16 protein-coding genes and 5 pseudogenes are annotated in these 21,037 nt (G+C 59.0%); 12 read left to right on the top strand and 9 right to left on the bottom strand.

Annotated elements, in window-relative coordinates; translation table 11 throughout:
* The first annotated feature begins 614 nt into the window (after positions 1-614).
* The 5 genes and pseudogenes from ACP2YO_RS13000 to ACP2YO_RS12980 all read left to right on the top strand — a co-directional run.
* A pseudogene (locus tag ACP2YO_RS13000) lies at positions 615-1,291 on the top strand (response regulator transcription factor).
* 829 nt (positions 1,292-2,120) lie between these two features.
* Positions 2,121-3,010 (top strand): IS630 family transposase gene (locus ACP2YO_RS12995; protein WP_426441213.1). Its coding sequence is split into 2 segments (ribosomal slippage): positions 2,121-2,397 and positions 2,397-3,010, totalling 891 coding nucleotides; the frame shifts between segments, so codons are not numbered across the junction.
* A gap of 428 nt (positions 3,011-3,438) precedes the next feature.
* Entirely contained in the window at positions 3,439-4,227 is a 789-nt protein-coding gene (locus ACP2YO_RS12990; protein WP_426441212.1) for an LLM class flavin-dependent oxidoreductase, read from the top strand.
* A complete protein-coding gene (locus tag ACP2YO_RS12985; RefSeq protein ID WP_426441211.1) occupies positions 4,224-4,664 on the top strand; it encodes a hypothetical protein in 441 nt (146 codons plus the stop codon). The genes ACP2YO_RS12990 and ACP2YO_RS12985 overlap by 4 nt, the downstream gene beginning before the upstream one ends.
* 1,438 nt (positions 4,665-6,102) lie before the next feature.
* A pseudogene (locus tag ACP2YO_RS12980) lies at positions 6,103-6,302 on the top strand (IS66 family transposase zinc-finger binding domain-containing protein); the annotation flags it as partial.
* Positions 6,303-6,531: 229 nt separating this feature from the next.
* Here ACP2YO_RS12980 and bioD read toward each other — a convergent pair.
* The 4 genes and pseudogenes from bioD to ACP2YO_RS12960 all read right to left on the bottom strand — a co-directional run.
* The gene (gene bioD, locus ACP2YO_RS12975) at positions 6,532-7,146 is read right to left on the bottom strand and encodes a dethiobiotin synthase (RefSeq protein WP_426443166.1); all 615 of its coding nucleotides are present in this window, start codon (positions 7,144-7,146) and stop codon (positions 6,532-6,534) included.
* On the bottom strand, positions 7,031-8,314 hold the full coding sequence (locus ACP2YO_RS12970; RefSeq protein ID WP_426441210.1) for an 8-amino-7-oxononanoate synthase: 1,284 nt from the start codon (positions 8,312-8,314) through the stop codon (positions 7,031-7,033). The genes bioD and ACP2YO_RS12970 overlap by 116 nt, the downstream gene beginning before the upstream one ends.
* 84 nt (positions 8,315-8,398) lie before the next feature.
* A pseudogene (panD, locus tag ACP2YO_RS12965) lies at positions 8,399-8,750 on the bottom strand (aspartate 1-decarboxylase).
* A pseudogene (locus ACP2YO_RS12960) lies at positions 8,735-9,054 on the bottom strand (biotin synthase BioB); the annotation flags it as partial. The pseudogenes panD and ACP2YO_RS12960, both read right to left, overlap by 16 nt.
* Before the next feature lie 279 nt (positions 9,055-9,333).
* Between ACP2YO_RS12960 and ACP2YO_RS12955 the strand changes: the two are divergent.
* The 3 genes and pseudogenes from ACP2YO_RS12955 (at position 9,334) to ACP2YO_RS12945 (ending at position 11,814) form a co-directional block, all read left to right on the top strand.
* Complete coding sequence (locus tag ACP2YO_RS12955; protein ID WP_426441209.1) at positions 9,334-9,693, top strand: Dabb family protein; 360 nt, start codon at positions 9,334-9,336, stop codon at positions 9,691-9,693.
* A gap of 161 nt (positions 9,694-9,854) precedes the next feature.
* Positions 9,855-11,206, top strand: a pseudogene (gene pabB / locus ACP2YO_RS12950) (aminodeoxychorismate synthase component I).
* Positions 11,203-11,814, top strand: coding sequence for an anthranilate synthase component II (locus ACP2YO_RS12945; protein ID WP_426441208.1), 612 nt, complete (start codon positions 11,203-11,205; stop codon positions 11,812-11,814). Before pabB ends, ACP2YO_RS12945 begins: the two are co-directional and overlap by 4 nt.
* A 1,035-nt stretch (positions 11,815-12,849) precedes the next feature.
* Here ACP2YO_RS12945 and ald read toward each other — a convergent pair.
* Positions 12,850-13,962, bottom strand: a complete 1,113-nt coding sequence (gene ald / locus ACP2YO_RS12940; RefSeq protein WP_426441207.1) for an alanine dehydrogenase — start codon at positions 13,960-13,962, stop codon at positions 12,850-12,852.
* A gap of 531 nt (positions 13,963-14,493) precedes the next feature.
* Here ald and ACP2YO_RS12935 point away from each other — a divergent pair.
* The 4 genes from ACP2YO_RS12935 (at position 14,494) to ACP2YO_RS12920 (ending at position 17,826) form a co-directional block, all read left to right on the top strand.
* Positions 14,494-15,216: a LuxR family transcriptional regulator gene (locus ACP2YO_RS12935; protein WP_426443165.1), complete on the top strand. Its 723-nt coding sequence runs from the start codon at positions 14,494-14,496 to the stop codon at positions 15,214-15,216.
* Positions 15,182-15,934: a class I SAM-dependent methyltransferase gene (locus ACP2YO_RS12930; RefSeq protein ID WP_426441206.1), complete on the top strand. Its 753-nt coding sequence runs from the start codon at positions 15,182-15,184 to the stop codon at positions 15,932-15,934. Before ACP2YO_RS12935 ends, ACP2YO_RS12930 begins: the two co-directional genes overlap by 35 nt.
* 268 nt (positions 15,935-16,202) lie before the next feature.
* Positions 16,203-16,832, top strand: coding sequence for an acyl-homoserine-lactone synthase (locus ACP2YO_RS12925; RefSeq protein WP_426441205.1), 630 nt, complete (start codon positions 16,203-16,205; stop codon positions 16,830-16,832).
* A gap of 58 nt (positions 16,833-16,890) precedes the next feature.
* A complete protein-coding gene (locus tag ACP2YO_RS12920; protein ID WP_426441204.1) occupies positions 16,891-17,826 on the top strand; it encodes a LysR family transcriptional regulator in 936 nt (311 codons plus the stop codon).
* Here ACP2YO_RS12920 and ACP2YO_RS12915 read toward each other — a convergent pair.
* Genes ACP2YO_RS12915 through trbF form a run of 4 tightly spaced genes read right to left on the bottom strand, consistent with a single transcriptional unit; the run spans position 17,796 to position 20,976 of the window.
* Complete coding sequence (locus tag ACP2YO_RS12915; RefSeq protein ID WP_426441203.1) at positions 17,796-18,038, bottom strand: DUF2274 domain-containing protein; 243 nt, start codon at positions 18,036-18,038, stop codon at positions 17,796-17,798. The two genes, ACP2YO_RS12920 and ACP2YO_RS12915, sit on opposite strands and share 31 nt — an antisense overlap.
* Positions 18,039-18,044: 6 nt before the next feature.
* Positions 18,045-19,265: a TrbI/VirB10 family protein gene (locus ACP2YO_RS12910; protein WP_426441202.1), complete on the bottom strand. Its 1,221-nt coding sequence runs from the start codon at positions 19,263-19,265 to the stop codon at positions 18,045-18,047.
* Complete coding sequence (trbG, locus tag ACP2YO_RS12905; protein ID WP_426441201.1) at positions 19,262-20,296, bottom strand: P-type conjugative transfer protein TrbG; 1,035 nt, start codon at positions 20,294-20,296, stop codon at positions 19,262-19,264. Before trbG ends, ACP2YO_RS12910 begins: the two co-directional genes overlap by 4 nt.
* Positions 20,293-20,976, bottom strand: a complete 684-nt coding sequence (gene trbF / locus ACP2YO_RS12900; protein WP_426441200.1) for a conjugal transfer protein TrbF — start codon at positions 20,974-20,976, stop codon at positions 20,293-20,295. The genes trbG and trbF overlap by 4 nt, the downstream gene beginning before the upstream one ends.
* Positions 20,977-21,037: the final 61 nt, after the last annotated feature.

Below are 21,037 nucleotides of genomic sequence, written 5' to 3'. Positions count from 1 at the left end.
TGGTGGCGTTCTGCATGCATGTTCCACCGAGAGGTCTTTTGTGTCGCGCGGAGCAGCATTGCTTGTTTTGTCCTGCGTAGCGGACCGCTCGGTGATCGGTCCGCTGCGCCGTATGCTTTACCTGAACGCGCGCAAACCTAGCATCTGTCATCACAGGTCAACGGCGTAGCAACACCAACCGCCGACCTGGACCCACAATCGGGAGCTTCAAATGCCGCTTTCTCGTATCCGTTCAGCCACGCATCCGGTCATTCTCCAATCTGCTCTGGTTTCGACTGCGTGTGCCGACGCGCGTAGTGCCCGCCACCGCGGGTTCGACCACCGCCGCGGTCGGCGTACAAATGCGCAAGCGTGTCGTTACGACTGCTCGCCCCTCTGATTCGGGAGCCACTTGTCAACGCCGTGATCGCGTTGAGCGTTTCCCGCGACGCATGCGGTTCACAGCAGACAGCCGAAGTCCCGCGACGCCGATGACGGATCAGGTCGATTGCCCCTCGGCTAACCCTGTTCGTGGTTGATCCCAACTGCGGCGGTTTGCGGCAGAGCGAGAGCTTTTGAGAGCCGCGGGGCCTTGCAATCGGCGAGGCTCCGTCCAATCGTTATGGTGCAGCTTGATGAGAGACGATAAAACGCGAACGCTACTGGTTGATGATCAAGCTGACTTTGCTCATGCCGTGGAAGGACCACTCTTGGATTGCGGGTTCGCCGTTGACGTGACACGCACTCTGGACGAAGCGGCCGCCGCTCTCGGGTGCGCGCGCTATGACATTCTCTCCTGCTTGAGCTGGCTCTACCCGATGGAGATGGCCTGGCCTGGCTGAAGCAATTGAGGCGGAACGGAAAATCGATACCTGCGATAGTGATAAGCAGCCTCAACGATCTCGATCGCCGAATTGCAAGTTTCAACGGTGGCGCGGACGATTTCCTGCCCAAGCCGGTGTCGACTGACGAACTCATCGCGCGGATGCGAGCCATCTTGCGACGATCAACACAAATGACCACCCCACCCATCATACTCGGGAATGTGGAGTTTGATCCGATCGGCCGGCAAGCTTCTGTTGATGGCTGGCTGCTAAAGATCACGCGCCGCGAACTGTGCGTTCTTGAGCATCTGCTCAGTCATGCAGGCCGGACCGTGCCGCGCGCGTCACTGGAGGATAGCCTCTATTCGTTCGACAATGAGGTCTCGACCAATGCACTTGAAGCCGCAATCTATCGCTGGCGCGGACATTTGAGGCAGTCCGGTGCGACGCTACGGATCAGAACTAGGCGCGGCATTCTCTTGAATTGAATGGCACGGCATCGACCGCACAATGAGCCGAATCTGAAAGCAAGACGACCTTGAACATCGTTTGTGACAACGACAAGCTCGGCGGATACTTGCAGTGTCGGCACTACTTCCACGCGGCGACGGTCCAGCGCCATTGGCGTGGCAATCGCGAAGGCAACAGCGTCGGCGATATTCGAAGCCTTCGACATAGGTTCCGCTTGTCTCTGTATTGTTGGTTTAAGCAAAGATATCGGTTCCGACCCGACCTGGACAGATTTCGGGGACGCGGACGTGTTCGCTGAAGGTATCGAATCTCACTTGGTGAGACAAAGTGCTGGCCACTGCTTTGGTTGCGTGGCACGTCGAGTTGCCGCGAAGCTGTAGGCTCCAGCTACGAAGCTGACATGTCATGGCGGGTGCCAACTGTCCCTTGGATCATTTCCGCGGTAAGGTTCGACAGCAGCGTCTTTGTGGCCTCAAGCCGGCTAACAGGACGGTTATACCATTCCGCCATGTTCAACAGCCTCTTCCTGACGACTAACACGGTGTTCGCCGACACCGCGCAGTTCGAAGGCGTGCAATTGAATACCTCCATGAGGCCATCCAGGTGCTTAGATCGCTTGGATGCGACGTCAACAGACAAGGGCAGGTCTGCGTCTCCAGGACTCCTTTGCCGAGACGACATTAATCGAGTTGGGAGCTAGAGCATTTTCACAATTGGTGGAATCGGAGGATTCCCAGCGCGGTTGCTCCATGATTCAGTTTCCGCATTGATTCGAGGCGGAGGCTTTGATGGGAGCACCTTTCTCAAGATTTGCGTGAACGGGTCATTTCCGTCGTCGACGGCGGAATGGGAGCGTATCAGGCAGCGCCGCTGCTGCGGGTCAGCGTTTCCTACATTTACAAGGCGCTGGGGCGTTGGCGGGCGACTGGCGAGACGACGGCTCGCCCGTCGAGCCGCGGGCCGGCTCCGAAACTTGCTGCTCACGATGAAGCGCTGCGCCAGCGGATCGTGCACAAGCCAGACGCCACGCTGGAGGAGATCCGGGCGTGGCTGCTGGCCACGCACGACGTGAAGGTCAGTATCGGCTGCTTGTGGAAGCGCCTGCGCCAGCTCGGCCTGACGCTCAAAAAAAGTCACTGAGAGCTGCGGAGCAAGATCGGGCCGATGTCGCCGAGGCGCGTGTGGAATGGCGCGCCGGTCAGGCGGAATTGAGCCCGGAGCGCCTGGTCTTCATCGACGAGAGCGGCGCGTCCACCAAAATGACCCGGCTTTACGGCCGCTGCGCGCGCGGCAAGAGGCTCGTTTGCACAGTCCCGCACGGCCATTGGAAAACAACCACCTTCGTCGGAGCTTTGCGCCAGGACGGCATGACCGCGCCGTGCGTCTTCGACGGCCCGATGAACGGCGAGACATTCCTCGCCTGGGTCGAGCAGTTCCTCGTTCCGACGCTGCGGTCGGGCGACATTGTCGTGATGGACAATCTGTCGAGCCACAAGGTCAGGGGCGTCCGCGAAGCCATTGAGGCGGCCGGTGCGATGTTGCGCTATCTGCCGCCATACAGCCCGGACCTCAATCCGATCGAGCAGTTCTTCGCCAAATTAAAGTCCCTGCTGCGCAAGGCAGGCGCGCGAACTCTCGAAGCCCTCGACAACGCAATCGCCGACGCCCTTACCCGCTTCTCGCCAACAGAATGCCTGAACTTGCTCGCCGATGCCGGTTATCGTCACCAACCATGAAAACGCTCTAGAGCCTCGTAATTTGACGTTCCGTCGTGTTTGGCCGTGTCCGCTTCCACACGTCCATGTCCGAGGCCCTACACTGAGGTGCAACTATTCCGCCGGCAGACGCGAACCGCCCGGTTTTGGACCTCTTAAAGCAACTTTCGCAGGCTCGTCTTCGGCGGCACGCCCATTGCTTGGACACCGATGCATCGCCATGTCGGCGTCGCAGTTACCGCCCAAGAGTTCAGACGTCTAGCGAGGGTTAAAGGGTTCCCGACTTTGTCGAATCCTGAATGGCCGGATCTTCGAATATCATCCATTCATATTTGCCGCCGATTTGCTTGGCCGCGCGTGTCAATCGCAAACGTGTGGCATCACATATCAATGCCTGCGGCGAATGCATGCAGCGGCCCGCACTTTGCCATCGACAAGGGAAGGCACCAATGAAGCTCGGTCTATTTTATGAACATCAATTGCCGCAACCATGGCATGAGGGAAGCGAGCAGAAATTGTTGAACGACGCGCTGGAGCAGATCGAGCTCGCGGACCGCCTCGGCTTTGATCACGTCTGGGAGGTCGAACATCATTTTCTCGAGGAATATTCGCATTCTTCAGCGCCGGAAGTGTTCCTTGGCGCTGTTTCACAACGTACGCGGAATATTCGCATAGGGCACGGCATCTGCCTGTCCCCGCCGAATTATAATCATCCCGCGCGTGTCGCCGAGCGCATCGCCACGCTCGATCTGATTTCCGGCGGTCGCGTCGAGTGGGGAACCGGCGAATCGGCGTCGCTGATCGAAATGCACGGCTTCGGCATCGAGCCTGAACAAAAGAGTGCGATGTGGCACGAGGGGGTCGAGCAGACTGCGAATATGCTGACGATGCGCCCATATCCCGGATACGAGGGCAGGTTCTTCACGATGCCCGACGCGCAACATTGTTCCCAAGCCGCTGCAGAAGCCGCACCCGCCGCTCTGGCTGGCATGCTCCCGGCGCGATCGCATCCTGCGCGCTGCCCGCAACGGTGTCGGTGCACTGGTGTTCGGCTTTGTGGAGGCATCACAGGCCAAGGTCTGGCGCGACGAATATTACCAGATCATCAAGTCAGCATCGCGGTCTCGATGGTTTCCGCTTCTTCGGATACTCGATTGCGCATTACGCCGTCTACGGCGAGCACCGTCCGGGGCGGACAAATCTGTGGCGACGCTTCCAAACAGTCAAGGATGACATGAGGGATATCCCGGGCGCGGGCAGTATCGGTACCCCAAGGAGCGTGCGCGAGCACCTCAAGAGCTATGATGATTCCGGGATCGACCAAATGATCTTCATCCAGCAGTCTGGCATGAACAAACATGAACATATCTGCGAGGCGAACGAGTTGTTCGCAAGAGAGGTCATGCCAATCCTGAAAGAGCGTGAGGACGAGCGCATTCGGCGAAAGGGGGAGGAATTGGCTCCGTTCGTCGAGGCGGCGCTCGCACGCAAGGCCCGCATGCGGGAGTTGACCGATGAGGAGATCCCGGAGCTCGCGTCAATCGGCCTTTTGCTCGAGCGTCACGTCGGTAAGGATTACGCATCGGCGGGCGGCACATATGCCGACCCTACGCGAGGCGGTGCGATCCCGATGGTGTCCCGCGAGATCTTCTCTAAAACAGCGAAGGTCGACTGATAGGGGCGTACCACGATTCGTGGTGCTCAACGACCGACACACGCTCAACCCAGTTATTGCCGAAGTGGCGAAGCTTTCCGGCATCGAGGCTAGACGAATGTTCTGTAAACGCTTTCATGCCCCAGCAGAGCCCGCATCAGGCCTTGCAGGCGCTGCGCGGGCGTGCATCGCCGGTCCAGGGTACCCCGCCTTCCGTCCATAGGGCCCGATGGTGTTGACCATTGAATGCGGGCTGCATCAGGTAGCAGGGGCGTTCCGCATCGCGCCATGATCGGACGGGCGCGCCCTCGTTCGTGTTGGTCGAGGGCGAGCCTTCCGAACTATGCTTGGAAAAAGATCGCCTGCCGCCTATTCGCGCGGATGATATCGCCCCTCAGCCAAACGAGCTGCCCGCAAACAGCCGGCCTGCATTCGACCTTACTCCTCTCGTCTTGACAATTGTCCATAGTCGAATGCCATCGTAACAATTCAGTGCCTCCTCTATCAGTTTTGAGCGGACCTCTCGGCCGCGCGACCTGTGCAGATGCGGTTGGTGCTTACATTTTTCCTAACATTATCCCGGAAAAGCAGAACCAACAAAGAAATTGAATCCCAAGCTTCAGTGTCACCGAGGCTAAATATATTCCTTGTATTTGTCGATGTGATGGCTCCCAACGCCGACCGCGCCAGCCGCTGGTCGAAACTGCGCCATTGAACGCCGACTTCAACGGACCTTCTCAGGAAGACTAGCTGGGTAAAGCCGGAGCCGATACGTAAAGATCGCATCCTCTTTTGGAGTAGCCCCATGACCGTTGCAAGCTCCTCACACACGACCCTGCGCTCTGTATTGAGGGGCGTGCTGGACGATGCCGTCCAAATGGTGCCCGAAGCAATGCGGACCTCTTCATTGAAGGCATGCCTCGCAGAGAAGGTTCTACGTGCATCCGCGGGGGGTGAAACAAATCCAACGGTTCTAACTCGGCTTGCCGTACGGCTTGTTCAGGAATCATGTCCCAGCTGCTCCGGATGTGAAGGTTGGCGACCGGCCCGTCACAGCCGTCGTGCCGACGAGGCGCACTGATCACCCACAAAGCCGTTCGGCGCGTCCCCTCCCTTTAAATTGGCACGATCGGAGCCCGATACACTGACGCTGCCAGCTGCGCAGCAGCCGAGGCGGTCAATTGAAAAGCGGTGACCAGGGCAAGGTCCGGCTGTGGTGACCGATGAAGCGCAGCTCCGCCTTGCCCGAATAGGCCTCCACCGGGCTTACGATCCCAACGTATGCTCTCTGGCGGATGAGGGCGGCGCGACGCCGTGGCAAGACAGATGCCGCCATTGGCGAACAGCCGATGTACTCCACGGCCTCCGAGGGCTTGCTTCAAAACCGTCACGGAACGCGGGTTGATGATATCGGCGGTCTCGATCTTAAGATCGCCGAATGGCGGCGAATACTGTCTGCCGCACGGCACGGGTTCGCAAGCGCCGCGCGCAATCGCGGAGCGTTGCCAGTGCATTTGCCGCGGATCGAGGCTGTCGTCGATATCAACGACAAGACCTGCCCCTGTTGTCGCGGCGAATTGGATCGGTCAGGACAAGAGCGAGCGGCTGGACATGGTGCCAGCGCTGTTCCGCGTCCTTGTCACGCGCAGACCCAAATACGACGTCGATCGGCTTGCCTATCTCACTGATTCCAATAGCGAGATCGATCGACTCCTGCCCTGGGCTTATCGTTATCAAGTCCTCAAAACCGTGGCCTGAGTTACTAAAATGCCGCATCGCTCTTCGACGTCGCCCATCGGGAATTCCAGCTTGAGCCAAAGGCCTGGATGCAACCATTGAAGCGCGTGTTGCGTGAACGGATGCCAGATCGCCGACTTCGTCTTCGGCATCATGGCATGAAATCATCACCAACAAACGAGGCTTTGAACGCCGAGTGCAGCGCGTCTGGTGTGAGAGGAGAAAGCCAAGGCAATCGCCCTAACCAACGCACCCGCCCCATCTCGCGAATTGCACTCTGAGTCTCGGCATTTCTTTCGCCAATGAAGGCAATCCCAAGAATGCGGATCTCGCGCTTTCGCAAAGCCTCTATCGAAAGCAGTGAGTGATTGATCGTCCCCAGTGCCGTGCTCGCGCAAAGCACGACTGGTAGCCGCCATCGCTCGAAGACGTCGATGTAGAGTGTATCACCATTGACCGGCACCATCAGCCCGCCGGCCCCCTCGATGACTAGCGGGCGCTCTCCGGTGTCCGGCAAATCGAGCGTGTCTGCGTCGATGCGAACGCCCTCAATTTCGGCCGAATGATGGGGCGAAGCGAGCGCTCGAAGACGATAGAGCTCCGGCACGATGCGATCGGGCGAGAGACCCCCGAGCCGTGCGGCGAGCTCGCTATCGGTCTCTCCGTCGAGGCCGGCTTGGATCGGCTTCCAATAATTCGCGCCGAGGAGGTCGGCCAGTCCTGCGGAAAAGACCGTCTTTCCGATTCCCGTATCCGTGCCTGTCACCACGATCCGCTGATTCATTCCAGTCACCCCACGTCTCCTCAACCAACGCATCAAGCATTTCGGATACATCATCTTCCGTGACGTTCAGCGTCAGGGAAATTCGCAAGCGTGCCGTTCCCGCTGGCACGGTTGGCGGCCGTATCCCACGGATGTCAAAGCCGCGAGCCTGCAGCGCGGAGGCGAGCCGCATCGCACGCGCATTGTCGCCCACTATATACGGAATGATCTGTGAATTCGAAGGGCTCGAGCGGCCGCGCACGACGATCTCCCGACGCGTGAACGCGACCAGGTTGGCTAGACGCTGCTGACGCTCAGGTTCCTGCTGCAGGATTAAAAGTGCCTCCCGCACTGCGACAGCCATCAACGGTGATGGCGCGGTGGCGAAGATAAAGGGACGGCAGCGATTGATGATGAAGTCCCGCAGCACGCCGGACGCAGTGACGAGCGCGCCTGCAGCACCCAGCGCCTTGCCGCAGGTATGAACGACCAAAAGATTCTCGCACCCCTTATAGGAGGCGGCGAGCCCTCGTCCCTGCTCGCCATAGACGCCTGTGGCATGCGCCTCATCGACGATCAGGAAAGCGTCGTGTCGGCCCGCAATCGCGATGAGGTCTTCGAGCGGCGCAAAGTCACCATCCATGCTGTAGAGACTTTCGACCACGATCCAGACGCGACCCATTCCGCCCTGGGCGCGCCAGCCACGGATTGTGCTTTCGACCGAGTGCGGATCGTTATGGGCGGCTATCCGAAACTCGGCCCGCCCAGCCCGCGCTCCTTCATGAATACTGGCATGCACGAGCGAATCGAGCACGAGCAAGTCCCCTCGCTGCGGCAATGTTGTCAGGACGGCAAAGTTCGCGACATAACAGCCGCCAAAGAAAAGCGCCGCCTCCGCCCCAAAGAACTGAGCCGCTTCTGCTTCGAGACATTCGTGCTCCTCGCAGTTGCCCCGCAGAAGCCGCGAGCCGCCGGCTCCGATCGGAGTGCCAGCCTCGAGTGCGGCGGAAACAGCCTTTTTCATGCGCGGCGCGCTCGCTAGCGCAAGATAATCGTTCGATACGAAGTCGATGCCTGCGCGTGGCTTGAGGCCGCGCAGCCGGTCGTCTTCATTCTGCGTGAGCAAGGCCGCGACATAGTCGCCAAGTTTGGCCGCATGGATTGGGTTCATTCTTAACTCTCAGGATCGCCACCGATCGCACAAAGATTCCATTAGCCGCTGAAGACAATGACTCCATGATCGGCCTTTCGGCTTTCAACCTGGCCGTATGTGGTTTTTTTGGTCAACCAGCACGACGCGTGGCCTGAACGTTTTTGCTTCCGCCTCATCAAAAAAGGCATATGCAACGATGATGGCTTTATCTCCAGGCATCGCGAGTCGCGCGGCCGCACCATTCAGGCCTATCACGCCGGCCCCCTGGGGCGCCTCGATCACATAGGTGGCAAAGCGCGCTTCGGTTTCGATGTGGTAGATTTCGATGCGTTCGTCGATCAGGACTCCGGCCGCGTCCAACGGCGTACGATCAATCGAAATCGAGTCTTCATAGTGCAGATCGGCTTGGGTCATCGAGGTGCCGTGAATTTTTTTCCATCAACGTGATCTGCATTTTTCACTTCTACTGGAGTTTGCGCGCAGCGTACTTGCTGCCCGTTTCACGTAAGCAAGCCCAGACATGATGCCGAGCCGGTGCGGCGAGTTCTCGTCACGGTCACGCTGCGGGCCTCTTGGTGGTCAATAGTGCGTCGCCGATAAAGATGGAGTTCGCGGCGGCTAAAAAGCACAACGCCTGCAGTTCGTCCATCACATACTGCCGTCCGGCAGGACAGACGTGTTGTGCTCTCCGGCATCATGATCCGAGCCGTTGCGACCAAGCGCAACAACGCGATCGGATCGCGATGATCTGCGGCGTCGATGTTAACCGATCATCGTACCGTAGTGCGGCGGCTATGTGCACACCGATGGTCGACTTTGACGATGAACTTCTGCGCCAAATGGAAAGCTTCGCCTGATATATGCGCGCTCGACGGTTCGGCGTCGCGATGGATCGGGCTGAACAGCCAGGGCACCGGCAGAACCTCCTGCGGCGACGCCACCGCAGTGATTGCGACTCGGCATGCGGCGGTCGCGTTGCGGTGGGCTCGATCCCGAGATAGTTATGCGACCTACTTTCGACAGCACTCAGGCCACCTATGATTCGTCACATCGTCTTGTTCACGGCCAAGGATAAGGCCCAGGTCGACCAAATCATTGAAGGCCTGTTGGTTCTCACCACAATCCCACATGCAGGTCGGCTCGAAATTGCTCGCAATCGCAAGACCGACCAGCTCGGCAACGATATCGACGTCGTGGTGTACGGTGAGTTCAACAACGAGATGGAGCTCGCGGCTTACAAGGCGCATGAGCTATACCAGGAAGCGATCAGACGGGTACGACCCCTGCGGGAACTGCGATTCGCCGCCGACTACAATGTAGCAACAGATGCGGGTTCCGCCTCAACGGCAGCAATAAGCGAGGTTGCTGGGCACCTCGATCCCACTGGCGGAGGTTAGCCTGAAAATCGATCTCAAGACCATGCGGCTCCCGAACGACGAACGTCGCTTCCGCTGCGCTGGGAATTCCAATCCGAACACGTCTCACAGCACGCGAGCCATCCGTGGCTGACAGCCCGATCTGCGTCCGCGAGTTGCAGTGGATCGAGCCCATTACAGCGATGCTGCGTCTTGCGCATCGAGCGCACCTTACGTTTCTGGATAGCGCGGCACGGCATGAGCTGCTTGGTCGCTATTCATATCTGACCTGCGATCCTTTCGGGACCTACATAATCGCGGACGGACAGGCGAGTTGCGACGGAGAGGCTCTCGAGGGTGATCCGTGGGAAGTTCTTTACACCCTGCTCGCCAGGTACCCCCAAGAGCATCGTCCCGATCTTCCGCCCTTCCAGGGAGGCGCGGCCGGCTTCCTTGCTTACGATCTGAACAGAACACTGGAGCGCTTGCCGGCGCCAGCAGTCCTCGGTCAGCTTTTGCCCCAATCCGTCCTGCATTTCTATGACGTGGTAATAAGCTACGACCATCGTGACGACAGATGCTGGATCGTTTCCACCGGATGGCCGGAGCAGGACCCCACACGTCGGAGCGCGCGTGCACACCGTCGAGCCACTGAGTTTGCAGCATTGCTTGCCGGCCCAAACACACCGCGAGATGCCGCCCCCGCCCGCGTGGGCGCATGGCATTCGAATTTCAGCCGTGAGGACTATATCGCGGCGGTAAAGCGCGTCATCGACTTGATTCTGGCTGGCGATGTCTTCCAAGCCAACATTGCGCAGCGCTTCAGCGCCAGGGTGTCGACTTCATTCGATCCGCTCACCTTCTACGGCCAGCTACGATCATTGAACCCGGCCCCCTTCGGGCCCTCCTGCGCTATGGCAAGCTGATCATTGCATCGAGCTCGCCGGAACGATTCTTAAAGCTTGACGGACGACGGGTCGAAACGCGCCCCATCAAGGGCACGGTCGCGCGTTCCGCTGATTCGGAGGAAGACCGGCACCGCGCTGAAATCCTCGCTACGTCTGAAAAGGACCGTGCCGAGAACATCATGATCGTCGACCTTCTGCGCAATGATCTGTCACGTGTTTGTACTGCGCATTCGGTCGAGGTCGCAGCGCTGTGCAACCTCGAATCCTATGCCTCAGTGCACCACCTCGTGTCGATCGTTACGGGTGAACTTGCAGACGACAAGGACGCCGTTTCCTTACTTCGGGCTTGCTTTCCCGGCGGCTCCATTACCGGGGCGCCAAAGGTTCGATCGATGGAAATCATTGCGGAGATCGAACGTGTGGCGCGCGAGGTCTATTGCGGGGCGATCGGCTTCATCAGCTTCAACGGGCACATGGACACGAACATTGCGATCCGAACTGTAACGATCGACGACGATGTGGCCGTCTTTCATGCAGGGAGCGGGATAACGGCGATGTCGGACCCGGAGGCCGAATACGAGGAGACGCTTGCCAAGGCGCAGCGCATCTTCGACGCTTTTCGCGCTGAAGGATCGGGTGCATTTTGATTGCCATCATCGACAACTACGACTCCTTCGTCTTCAACATTGCCCGCTATTTTCGCAGGCTTGGTGAAGCAACAGAGGTTATCCGCAACGATGTGTTCAGCGTCAGCGAACTTGCTCGCCTCAAGCCGCGCGCGGTCATTATCTCCCCCGGCCCCTGCACTCCGACCGAGGCCGGAATATCTACCGCCGTCGTCCGCGAGCTTTCGGGTCGCGTCCCTATTCTCGGCATCTGCCTTGGACACCAGTGCATTGGGAGCGTTTTCGGCGGACACGTCGCGCGCGCGCATCGCCCGATGCATGGTCGGTCCTCGTACGTAACGCATGACGGTCAAGGGTTATTCAGCGGGCTTCCGTCCTCACTTTGTGTTGGCCGCTACCATTCTCTTGTTGTTAAGTTCAAGGAGGGATGCGCACCGCATCTCACAGTGACAGCGCGATCGGAGGAAGGCGAGATCATGGCTTTGGCACATCGCTATCAACCGACGTATGGCGTGCAGTTTCATCCGGAGTCGGTTCTCACCGAACACGGGCACGTGCTGTTCAAGAACTTCTTGCGCCTGACGGAGGGTTTCTGGGTGACGATCGGGCCACCCGCGGGGTCGCTATGACCGACTCGGCAGCTGATCACTTTTCTCGCGAGCCGATCGAGTTGGCGCGTGCAGAGAATGCCGCACAAGATATTGTCGCCCTGCTCACACTGGACCGAGTCAGCTTCCGGCGTCGTCGGACTGTTGGCGTCCTCGGAGAGAGGGAGCCAATTGACACCAAAATTATCGGTGTCGGCGATACACAGCCGGATACTGCGATCCGGCCGGTCTACTTTTGCCGGGCGGAGCAATCGCTGGGTTCTGCGTCATTCAGGTTCTGAGCCGTTGGTCAGAAGGCGCGATGCCCTGGTATCGGCTGTGATCGAACGGGTGATCACGAGCGAAAATGTCGCAGGGCCTGAATGTCGCATTCCTGGTCTCGGCCGCCCTGTGATGTTGGTTTCGCAGCACTCGGGGGTTGTGGCTATGCATATGCCGCGGATCGGCGCGCGGGGCGAAGAGGCTGAGTTGCGTGAGGATCCCAGGGTGCGGTGAGCGCTGAGCGGACGCAGCGGGCCCCATGTGGTGGAGATCGAAAACAGCGTGGGGCAGGAGAATGCGCACGACTAGGCTGCGAACGAGGCGCTGCCCGTTGATTTGCCAGCGCCGTGGGAAGAGAAGCAGCCGTCCGCACGAACCACGAAATCTGAGCGTACTGTACGATGCGAAAGTTGGCTAGGTAGCGCCAAGCCTCGGCGGCTGTTTTGCGCTCGACGAGTTCTCGCTCTTCCCAAAACCGAGAATCCGGCCCGTAGGACCAGGCCTATGATGAACTGAAGGAGCCATGGCTCGGTCCGCGGCCAATGACCACAGCGGACGTATTCACCAGCGACCGCAGCACCGCCTTCATCGCCCCGACGCTCACACGAACGTATCGTCGGGCTGGTTAAAACGCCATCTGTACAAGTTCTTGGTCGCTGCCCGATCTGGTCCCCGCGTTCGAGAGCAAGTCAGACTGCCTGACGCGGAGTTGTACAGTCTTCAAGAAAAAGGGCCACTCCGTTAGGAGTGGCCCGCCAAGTCAGGGAGGAAACGTCCCGCATGGGACCTCTGGGATCAGGCCGCAGCCTGTTCAATCGGTGAGAATGGCAGGCCGAGGCTCTCGGCCACGGCCTTATAAGTGAGCCGTCCCCGGTAGACGTTGAGGCCGGCGCGCAGATGCGGATTTTCCAGCACGGCTGCAAATCCCTTATTGGCGAGAGCCAAGCCAAACGGCAGCGTCGCGTTATTCAGGGCCTGACTTGAGGTGAGCGGGACAGCTCCGGGCATATTGGCGACGCAATAATGAATGACGCCATCCACCTCGTAAGTTGGATCGGCGTGCGTCGTCGCACGCGAGGTCTCGAAGCATCCGCCCTGATCGATAGCTACGTCTACGATCACGGAGCCTCTGCGCATCGAGCTCAACATGCCGCGGCGCACCAGCTTCGGCGCGCTGGCGCCAGGAACAAGCACCGCACCGATGACAACGTCGGCCGCAAATACTTCCTCCTCAACGGCATCGATTGTTGAGAACCTGGTACGAACGCGACCCTCGAAGAGCTCATCCAGTTCGCGAAGCCGAGGTATCGAACGGTCCAGGATTGTGACCTCAGCACCCAAGCCCGCCGCCATCCTTGCCGCGTGCGTACCGACAACACCGCCGCCGATCACCACAATGCGGGCCGGTTGAACACCCGGCACACCGCCGATGAGCAGCCCCCGCCCGCCCGCATACCGCTTCAGGGCCGCGCCGGCCGCTTCAATCGAAAGTCTGCCCGCGACCTCGCTCATCGGCGCAAGCAGCGGAAGTCCACCATGCGCATCACTCACGGTTTCGTAGGCGATTGCGGTGCACCCGGACTTCATGAGTCCCTTAGCCTGTTCCGGATCCGGGGCCAGATGCAGATATGTAAAGAGGATCTGGTTCTCTCGCAGCTGGGTCCATTCGGAAGGTTGGGGCTCCTTGACCTTTACGATCATCTCGCTCGATGCGAACACCTCGCGCGCGGAGTCAACGATCGTCGCGCCAGCTTTACGATAATTGTCATCCGTCGCGACAATACCGGCGCCGGCATTGGTCTCAACCACTACGCTGTGGCCGGCGGCTACATATTCACGGACGGCCCCAGGCGTCAGCCCTACGCGGTATTCGTGTGTCTTGATCTCCTTGGGAACACCGACCTTCATTTGAATCTCCTTTTGGACGACCTCTTCTAGTCGGAACTGCGGTGCGAACTTGCGAAAGTAGAGCCAAGTCGCGCGGAAATTCGGCGAATTTATACGCAGCCGCGCAGGATTTGAGACCCCCGAACAACATCGATAAGGAGTCGTCGCCGAGCTCCAACACCGAGCGGTGGATCATCAGACCGACTTCTCGGTTCGAATGGGATAATCTAGCAGTCCGACTGCGCGCCGGCTTGGACGATCTAACGACCGCTATCGAAGACCTTGATATGTTTTTGCGATCAGATCGATCGCAACTTCCGATGGTGCCTCCGGTTTTTCGCAGTGTTCGCGCGTTATCCTGAAACGCATCACCGGCGTTGCCCGTGCGCCGCAAAGTGACGAGGCATATGGACCCGCAATCCGAGAACAGGACCAAGGCCTGAAGAGAGTTCAAAAATGCCAGCCGAGACCAACAAGAAGATATCTGGTTTTACTGATTGGGACGAAAGTCATGCGGGCAATTTTTCAAGTACCGGCAGCGGGAAGACCACGATACGTCACGTTTTCCAATCTTTCGTCGATCAACTCCTTGAAAGTACTGACGTCGACGACCTTAAGCTGGGGATGGCCGAAACTGCAGCGGCGCTTGATCTGTGTTGTTTCGCCTACCTCGCTCTGCCTTCCAGGCCTGGTGCGCAGCCGTTTCTGATTTCGACCTATCCAGCAAGCTGGACTTCGCATTACGTTCAGCAACAGTATCATCGGTTCGATCCTGTAATTATTCAATCCCTCCGCCGGGACAAACCCTTTGAGTGGGGCCTTGGTCTCGGACCAGAAGCACATTCGGAGCCATCCCGTAAGCTTTTCGAGGAAGCCGCCCGATTTGGCATTCGTTGCGGTTTCACTGTTCCGATTCACGATAGCGGTAGAGCTATTGCTGCGGTCACATTTGCCGCCAACGAACGAGGTCAGTCCTTCGGACGTTCCGTACGCCGGCATGCTCGTATGCTTCCTTTTATGGCAACGCTTTTCCATGCACATGCACAACGTAAGCTGCGCGCCCGCGATCAGATTGATGGTGTCTCGCTTTCTCGGCGGGAGATTGAATGTCTAGATTGGGCCGCCCAGGGCAAATCTTGCTGGGAGATTGGCCGGATCATGGGCATCTCCCACTATACCGTGGCATTTCACCTGCAGAACGCCAAGGCTAAGCTGGGCGTTCGATCGACGATCCAAGCAGTTGCACGTTTTGTTGCCGCTGGTCGAAATACCTAGCTTCAGAACTCATCGATCAGAGCCAGAAGATAGACACCGCAGCGATACCAATCGCCGAGAAGACGGCAAGACCTGCCTGCTCGTAGTTCGCCGCAATGCGGCGCTATCAACTGCTATCGGCGATGGCGTGCACGAGCCGGCTCTTGTGCGCTCGATCTTGCGGGGCTCGATTCGTTTGAGTTCGGCTCCGGTGAGCCGCAATCGATCCGACACGCACAGGTCCTGCTACCCACTTGAAGCACGCCTTATTCGCGAATCAAGTGCTCAAGGCGATCGGATGCGCGCGCAGGGCGCCGCCTCGGTCCTTGGTCTCGACCTGTCGCAAAGTATGATCGAGCGCGCCAGGGCAGACACCGCGGACACCGCCATCCAGTATCGCATGGCCGATCTGGACATGCTGGACCTGCCCCAGACGACGTTCGATCTCGCCTATAGCGCGCTGACCTTTCATTATGTTCAGGATTTTGGCCGCCTCGTGCATGTGATCCGTAAGACACCGGTTCCCGGCGAACATTTCGTCTTTACGATCGAGCATCCGATCCTTATGGCAGCGGCGCACCCGCGCTGGATCAGCGATGCGGAGGGTCGCAAGACTCGGTCGGTCAATGGATATTTCGCCGAGGGTGAACGTGGACAGATTGGTTCGCCAGGGGCGGTTTGGAAATACCATGGGACGCTCGGCACGAGGCTGAATACGATGATCAATGCCGGGTTTTAATTTCCGCGGGTCGAGGAGTTTGCCCCAACAACCAAACACATCCAGCAGCTGCGGCAATGGGCGGAAGAACTGGAGCGCCCGATGATGCGGATTGTACCGGCGTCGACAGAGATCGCCGGTAAGGCTCGAACCGATCGTCATATCCGGCCTGGAAGATTCTGCCCCCTGGTCAGCGGATCTCGGTATCACCCCCTCCTTAGCTGAGGAGGCTGCACATCCCCAGCGATTCGCCTTCAATGCCCTACCCTGCGGCTTTGGAGGCACAATCATGATGCAGATCATCACACGAGAGTTTTATGGAGCCTTCGCTGAAGAACTTTGTGAGATGCACCGACTGAGATACCGGGTTTTCAAGGAACGACTGGCATGGGACGTTCAGACCAGCGGGGACATGGAAATCGATGAATTTGACGCCCTCGGTCCTGCTTACCTGATTCAGCGATCAAGCAATTACAGCGTTCAAGGCTGCGTGCGATTGCTTCCATCGACCGGACCGACGATGCTGCGAGATACGTTTCCGGTTCTGCTCGATGGGCAGTCCTTGGAAGCGAGTCTGTCGGTCTGGGAAAGCAGCCGTTTCGCGCTGGATGTTGACGCTGAAGCGCGCGGAACGATGCGCGGGCTGACCGGCGCGACCTACGAGCTCTTCGCGGGCATGATCGAATTCGGCCTTTCGCGGCGGTTAACAGAAGTCATTACGGTAACTGACGCGCGGATGGAGCGTATCTTGCGCCGTGCCGGGTGGCCTTTGCGCCGCGCAGGGCAGCCAAAGACATTGGGAAACACCCAAGCAGTTGCCGGCTATCTGGAGATTTCAGCAGACGCACTATCCAGGGTCCGCGACACCGGAACACTTCGCTCACCTGTACTCTGGGAGCCAGCGCTGAAAGCTGCGTAGCGGGTGCGCGCTTCCAATCCCACAAGCTCCCAAGCACTGGCGACCGCGATCTCGAGATATGTCTCGCCCTGTCCAATCGACCAATATCAGTCTACATCACTTGCGAGCCGCGGTCGTTGCGGCCGACCGCGGAAGCTTTCGACAGGCAGCCGAATTCCTGGCTGTGCGGCATTCCGCGCTGAGTCGTTCGATCAGCCAGTTTGAGCACCTGGTCGGAGTGGCTCTCTTTGACCGTTCGACCGGCGGGGTCGCGCCAACGCCTGCCGGGCGGACGATCCTGCAAATGTCGCGAATGATCCTTGAGCAATTCGACACACTGGTCGCAACGGGCCGATCGAGCGGCCGCGGCGAGGCGGGCCGCCTTTCGGTGGGTTTCTGCACCTCGATATCTGCCGGCAATCTGCGCGCCAGCCTCGCGGAATTCAGGAAGCGAACTCCCATGGTTACACTCACCACAGCCGAACGGTCACGTACTCATCTGATGGATGCCGTTCGCAATGGCACGATCGATGTCGCCGTTGTCCCTGGGCGGCGTACGCTATCCGGTCAGACAAGTCTGCCGGTTTGGAGCGAACGCATTCTCATTGTGCTCCCAAAGGATCATCCTCTGGTCACCTGCAACATTATCCACTGGACCGATCTTCACAACGAGACAGTTCTTCTGAGCCAACGCGATCCCGGAAATGATATAAAGGAGCTGCTGGTTTCAAAGCTGGTTGCCAACGAAGGGCGCCCAAAGATCGAGCGGCATGACGTGAGCCGGGGTATCATCAAGAGCCTCGTCAGCATAGGGCTGGGAATAAGTCTAGTCATGGAAGCTGACATCGGCGCGAACTTTTCCGGCCTGGTTTATCGGGAAATACAGGACGGATCCGGATCAAGCCGCATGGGCTTCCATGCACACTGGCGCGAGAACAATGAGAACCCGGCGCTTGCGCGCTTCCTGGATCTCCTGGCCGAACGCTATCCCTCGCCTCCTTCAGATGACGGGTGACTTGAACGCCTAAGCTTTCTGAAACCTCGATCAGTGACCATAAACCGGGCCAGCATCGGCGCGATCAGCTTGGCAGGGTCTGCCGATTGGCCCGTTTCGCGCGAAAGCGCCTCGGCGTAGGCGACGAGATCTCGATGCACGGACGCCGGCAGCTCAAGACTCAACTTGACTGGCTTTTCGTCTGGGATCGCTCCGATTTTGAGTTTTGGCATGTGCAATCACCCTCGATATGGTTCCAGAACGAGATCGCGATTGATGTTGACACGAATCGGAAAGCCGGGCCGCACCGTCAATGTTGGCTGGATGTTGAGACTGCGCTGAACCACCTGCTGTCCAGTCTGGTTCAGCGAGTCAGCAGCGCCGTGGCGCAATGCCTGAATGATTGCACTGTTGCTGCTACCGGTATCTGAGCCAGACCCGAGTTCTGTCCCAACGGCCAGGAAGGTCGATAGTGCGGCAGCCTTGAACAGTTCGACCCAATGGTTGTCGACCTGGTCTTCAAGACCTGCATATCCTGAAGGGTCCGTGCCAGGCTGGCGTTCGAGAACAATCGAGCGGCCATTGGGCATGATCAACCGTGTCCAAACCAGCAACACGCGCGACTGACCGAACGCAACCCGACTGTCGTAGACGCCCAAGAGACGTGCGCCCTGCGGGATCAAGAGCAGACGACCGGTTGGCGTGTCAAACACGTTTTCCGTCACCTGCGCGGTGATCTGGCCTGGAAGATCGGACCGAATCCCCGTGATCAGGGCGCCCGGAATCACGGTTCCCGCCTGCACGATATACGGCGAAGCTGGCCTGGAGACGCGGTCGGGGCTTACGGTGCGGCGATCCACGGACCCGTCGACAAAGGCTAGCTTTCTGTCCTGACCATTCTGCCCATATCTGTCGTCGCTGCTAGTGGTCGAGTTCGACGGAGCTGTGCGATCGTTCCCCTCAGCCGCGACAGCCGGTGGACGCACTTCTCTCCCGTTGGTCGAGGCGAACAAATGACTGACGCGGGCTGCTTCGCTTTCCTGGTCCCGACGCTGCTGTTCCGGGTCAGGAGCCGTGGCACCTAATGTGGGCGACTGGCCCTGAGCGGCAAGGATCGGCCGTCCAAGGTCCCCAGGGAGTGGCGGACCAAGCTGCGGGATCGCCTGGGGCGAAACGCCGGTGTAGTCTTTCGGCAGCGCCGTAATTCCGTCGGCGATATTATGATGGTCGGTACTGTAAAGCTCACCGCCCGCCTGGTTCCGGGAGCGGCTGGTTTGCAGCGACCACAACACTGTCCCGCCTATGACAAGCAAGGCAACCGCGCTTCCTCCCGCCAAAACCTTCCGCGACAACCGTGTCACACGCGGTTGCTCCGCTCTCAACCGGAACTGGCTGGACTGTTCGTCCTGTGTTTGCGGCGGAATGGCCTGCACTCGATCACTTCCATTCTCGGCATTCATGACGACCGCCTCCCGTCAGTCCTGACAATTCTAACCTTCTGCTGGTGTTCACCGCCAAGCCGGAGCTCTGCAGCTGCAAACAGCCGATCAACGATCAACACATTGCCGTAAGCGCGATAGTTGACGAGTTCGGTTTTGCCGTCGGGACCGATAACGAAGAGCGGCGGCATTTCGCCTTGAACAATTCCTTGCGGGAATTCGACATAGACCTTTCGGCCATCGTCATAGGCGGCAAGCGGCCGCCAGGGCGGGCTGTCGCCTTCAATCGCATAGCGGAAGACGCGTTGCGATGGATCCGGAAGAACCGGCCTCAGGGAAGCGGAACGCGATTTCTCCCGTGCCGTTTCCGGGTAATACCACGCGACGGACGGCATATAGGGCCGGTCACGAGATCGGAGTTCGATCAGGTAAGTGCGCCGGTCGGTGTTGACGACAAGGTTGGTCTCGATCGACGCGCGAGTCGGTTTTACCAGGATATGGATGCGTCTGGTATCGCCGCTCCCGCTCTCGGTATCTCCCACGACCCAGCGCACGGTATCACCGGCCGCGACGGGTCCCGATCCCGTCAATTGCTCTCCTTCCTCGAGCGCAATATCCGTGATCTGCCCGGGTGCCGCGTACACCTGGTAGAGTGCACCCGGGCTGTACGCGTAGATTTGCGCTGCGTTGAAATACCCGCGCTTGCGCGGCTCGACTCGCGCTGCGCTGTTTGCAGTCTCAACGCGGCTCACGGGTTCAGGCTCTTCCTTCCCTCCCGACTTGCCGCCAAGAGTCGGTTTCCAGAGCGGTGGAACGTGAAGGGGCTGTGCTCTGTCGTCGAGAACCATCGGAGGCGCCGGCAACGGCGGAACTTCGGCGTCATAGCTAATTGTCGGCGGGATGTATGTCGTGCACCCTCCCAGGGCCGACGAGCAAAGCAGAAAAACCGACAGGAACGCACGCTTCGTCGTCACGAACTCGAACCAAGCCGGATTGGGGGGGCGGTGCGGGATTAGAAACTTTGTATCAGCGTCAGGCGTCGTCTTGGTCATTGACCCAACTCCTTTGACCAGTTGATGGCGCGGACGTAGAGGCCAAGCGGATTCTTGCGAAGGCGTTCGGCATCGCGCGGCGTCTCGATCGCGATCGTGAGAATTGCGGTCCAACGCTCGGTCGAACTCAACGAGCCGTTGTCGTAAGTGCGCTGAATCCATGCAATCCGAAAACTGTCCGGAGACGCGCGAATGACGCTCGAGACGTCCACGGAGATTTGCGCCTTGCCTAGCTTGGCAAAGGGGTCATTGTTGCGCGCATAGTCGTTGAGCGCGGCCGCCCCGCGATCGGTGGTAAAATCATAGGCCCGAAGCCAGTTCTGGCGCAGAACAATGCCGTCGGCCGGCAGGCCCCTGACATCCTCGATGAACCGCGCCAAGTGGTAGGCGATCTGGGCGTCGGTGGGTTGATAGTCGATGTTGGCCGGCGCAACCCTTTGGGCCTGACCAAGCCGATCGACTTCGACGATCCAGGGCGTGATCGATCCCTGGCTCGATTGCCAGACAAGTCCCCCAGTGAGGCCGGCCGACAACATGAGGCAGCCGAATGCCATCAAACGCCAATTCTTGGCTTGTAGGCGGGCTGACCCAATGCGTTCGTCCCAAACTTGCGCTGCCTTTTGATAAGGCGTGATCGGCTCGGGCATGCGCCCGTAATGGACGGAAGGTCGTTTGAACATCGATGTTGCCCCTTGGATCGAACGGTCGGTTTGCAGTCGTGAGATGGCCGGGTTTGAGACG

It is taken from the genome of Bradyrhizobium genosp. P (assembly GCF_049949265.1).
Classification (GTDB): domain Bacteria; phylum Pseudomonadota; class Alphaproteobacteria; order Rhizobiales; family Xanthobacteraceae; genus Bradyrhizobium.
The sequence above is the reverse complement of the archived record's forward strand: the minus strand, read 5'-3'. Positions and strand labels throughout refer to the sequence as shown.

Bases quoted from the DNA above. Each gene is read 5' to 3' on its own strand.
- ACP2YO_RS12990 (WP_426441212.1), top strand. From the start codon at position 3,439: ATGAAGCTCGGTCTATTTTATGAACATCAATTGCCGCAACCATGGCAT.
- ACP2YO_RS12985 (WP_426441211.1), top strand. From the start codon at position 4,224: ATGAGGGATATCCCGGGCGCGGGCAGTATCGGTACCCCAAGGAGCGTG.
- ACP2YO_RS12970 (WP_426441210.1), bottom strand. From the start codon at position 8,314: ATGAACCCAATCCATGCGGCCAAACTTGGCGACTATGTCGCGGCCTTG.
- ACP2YO_RS12955 (WP_426441209.1), top strand. From the start codon at position 9,334: ATGATTCGTCACATCGTCTTGTTCACGGCCAAGGATAAGGCCCAGGTC.
- ald (WP_426441207.1), bottom strand. From the start codon at position 13,962: ATGAAGGTCGGTGTTCCCAAGGAGATCAAGACACACGAATACCGCGTA.
- ACP2YO_RS12925 (WP_426441205.1), top strand. From the start codon at position 16,203: ATGATGCAGATCATCACACGAGAGTTTTATGGAGCCTTCGCTGAAGAA.
- ACP2YO_RS12920 (WP_426441204.1), top strand. From the start codon at position 16,891: ATGTCTCGCCCTGTCCAATCGACCAATATCAGTCTACATCACTTGCGA.
- ACP2YO_RS12915 (WP_426441203.1), bottom strand. From the start codon at position 18,038: ATGCCAAAACTCAAAATCGGAGCGATCCCAGACGAAAAGCCAGTCAAG.
- ACP2YO_RS12910 (WP_426441202.1), bottom strand. From the start codon at position 19,265: ATGAATGCCGAGAATGGAAGTGATCGAGTGCAGGCCATTCCGCCGCAA.
- trbG (WP_426441201.1), bottom strand. From the start codon at position 20,296: ATGACCAAGACGACGCCTGACGCTGATACAAAGTTTCTAATCCCGCAC.
- trbF (WP_426441200.1), bottom strand. From the start codon at position 20,976: ATGTTCAAACGACCTTCCGTCCATTACGGGCGCATGCCCGAGCCGATC.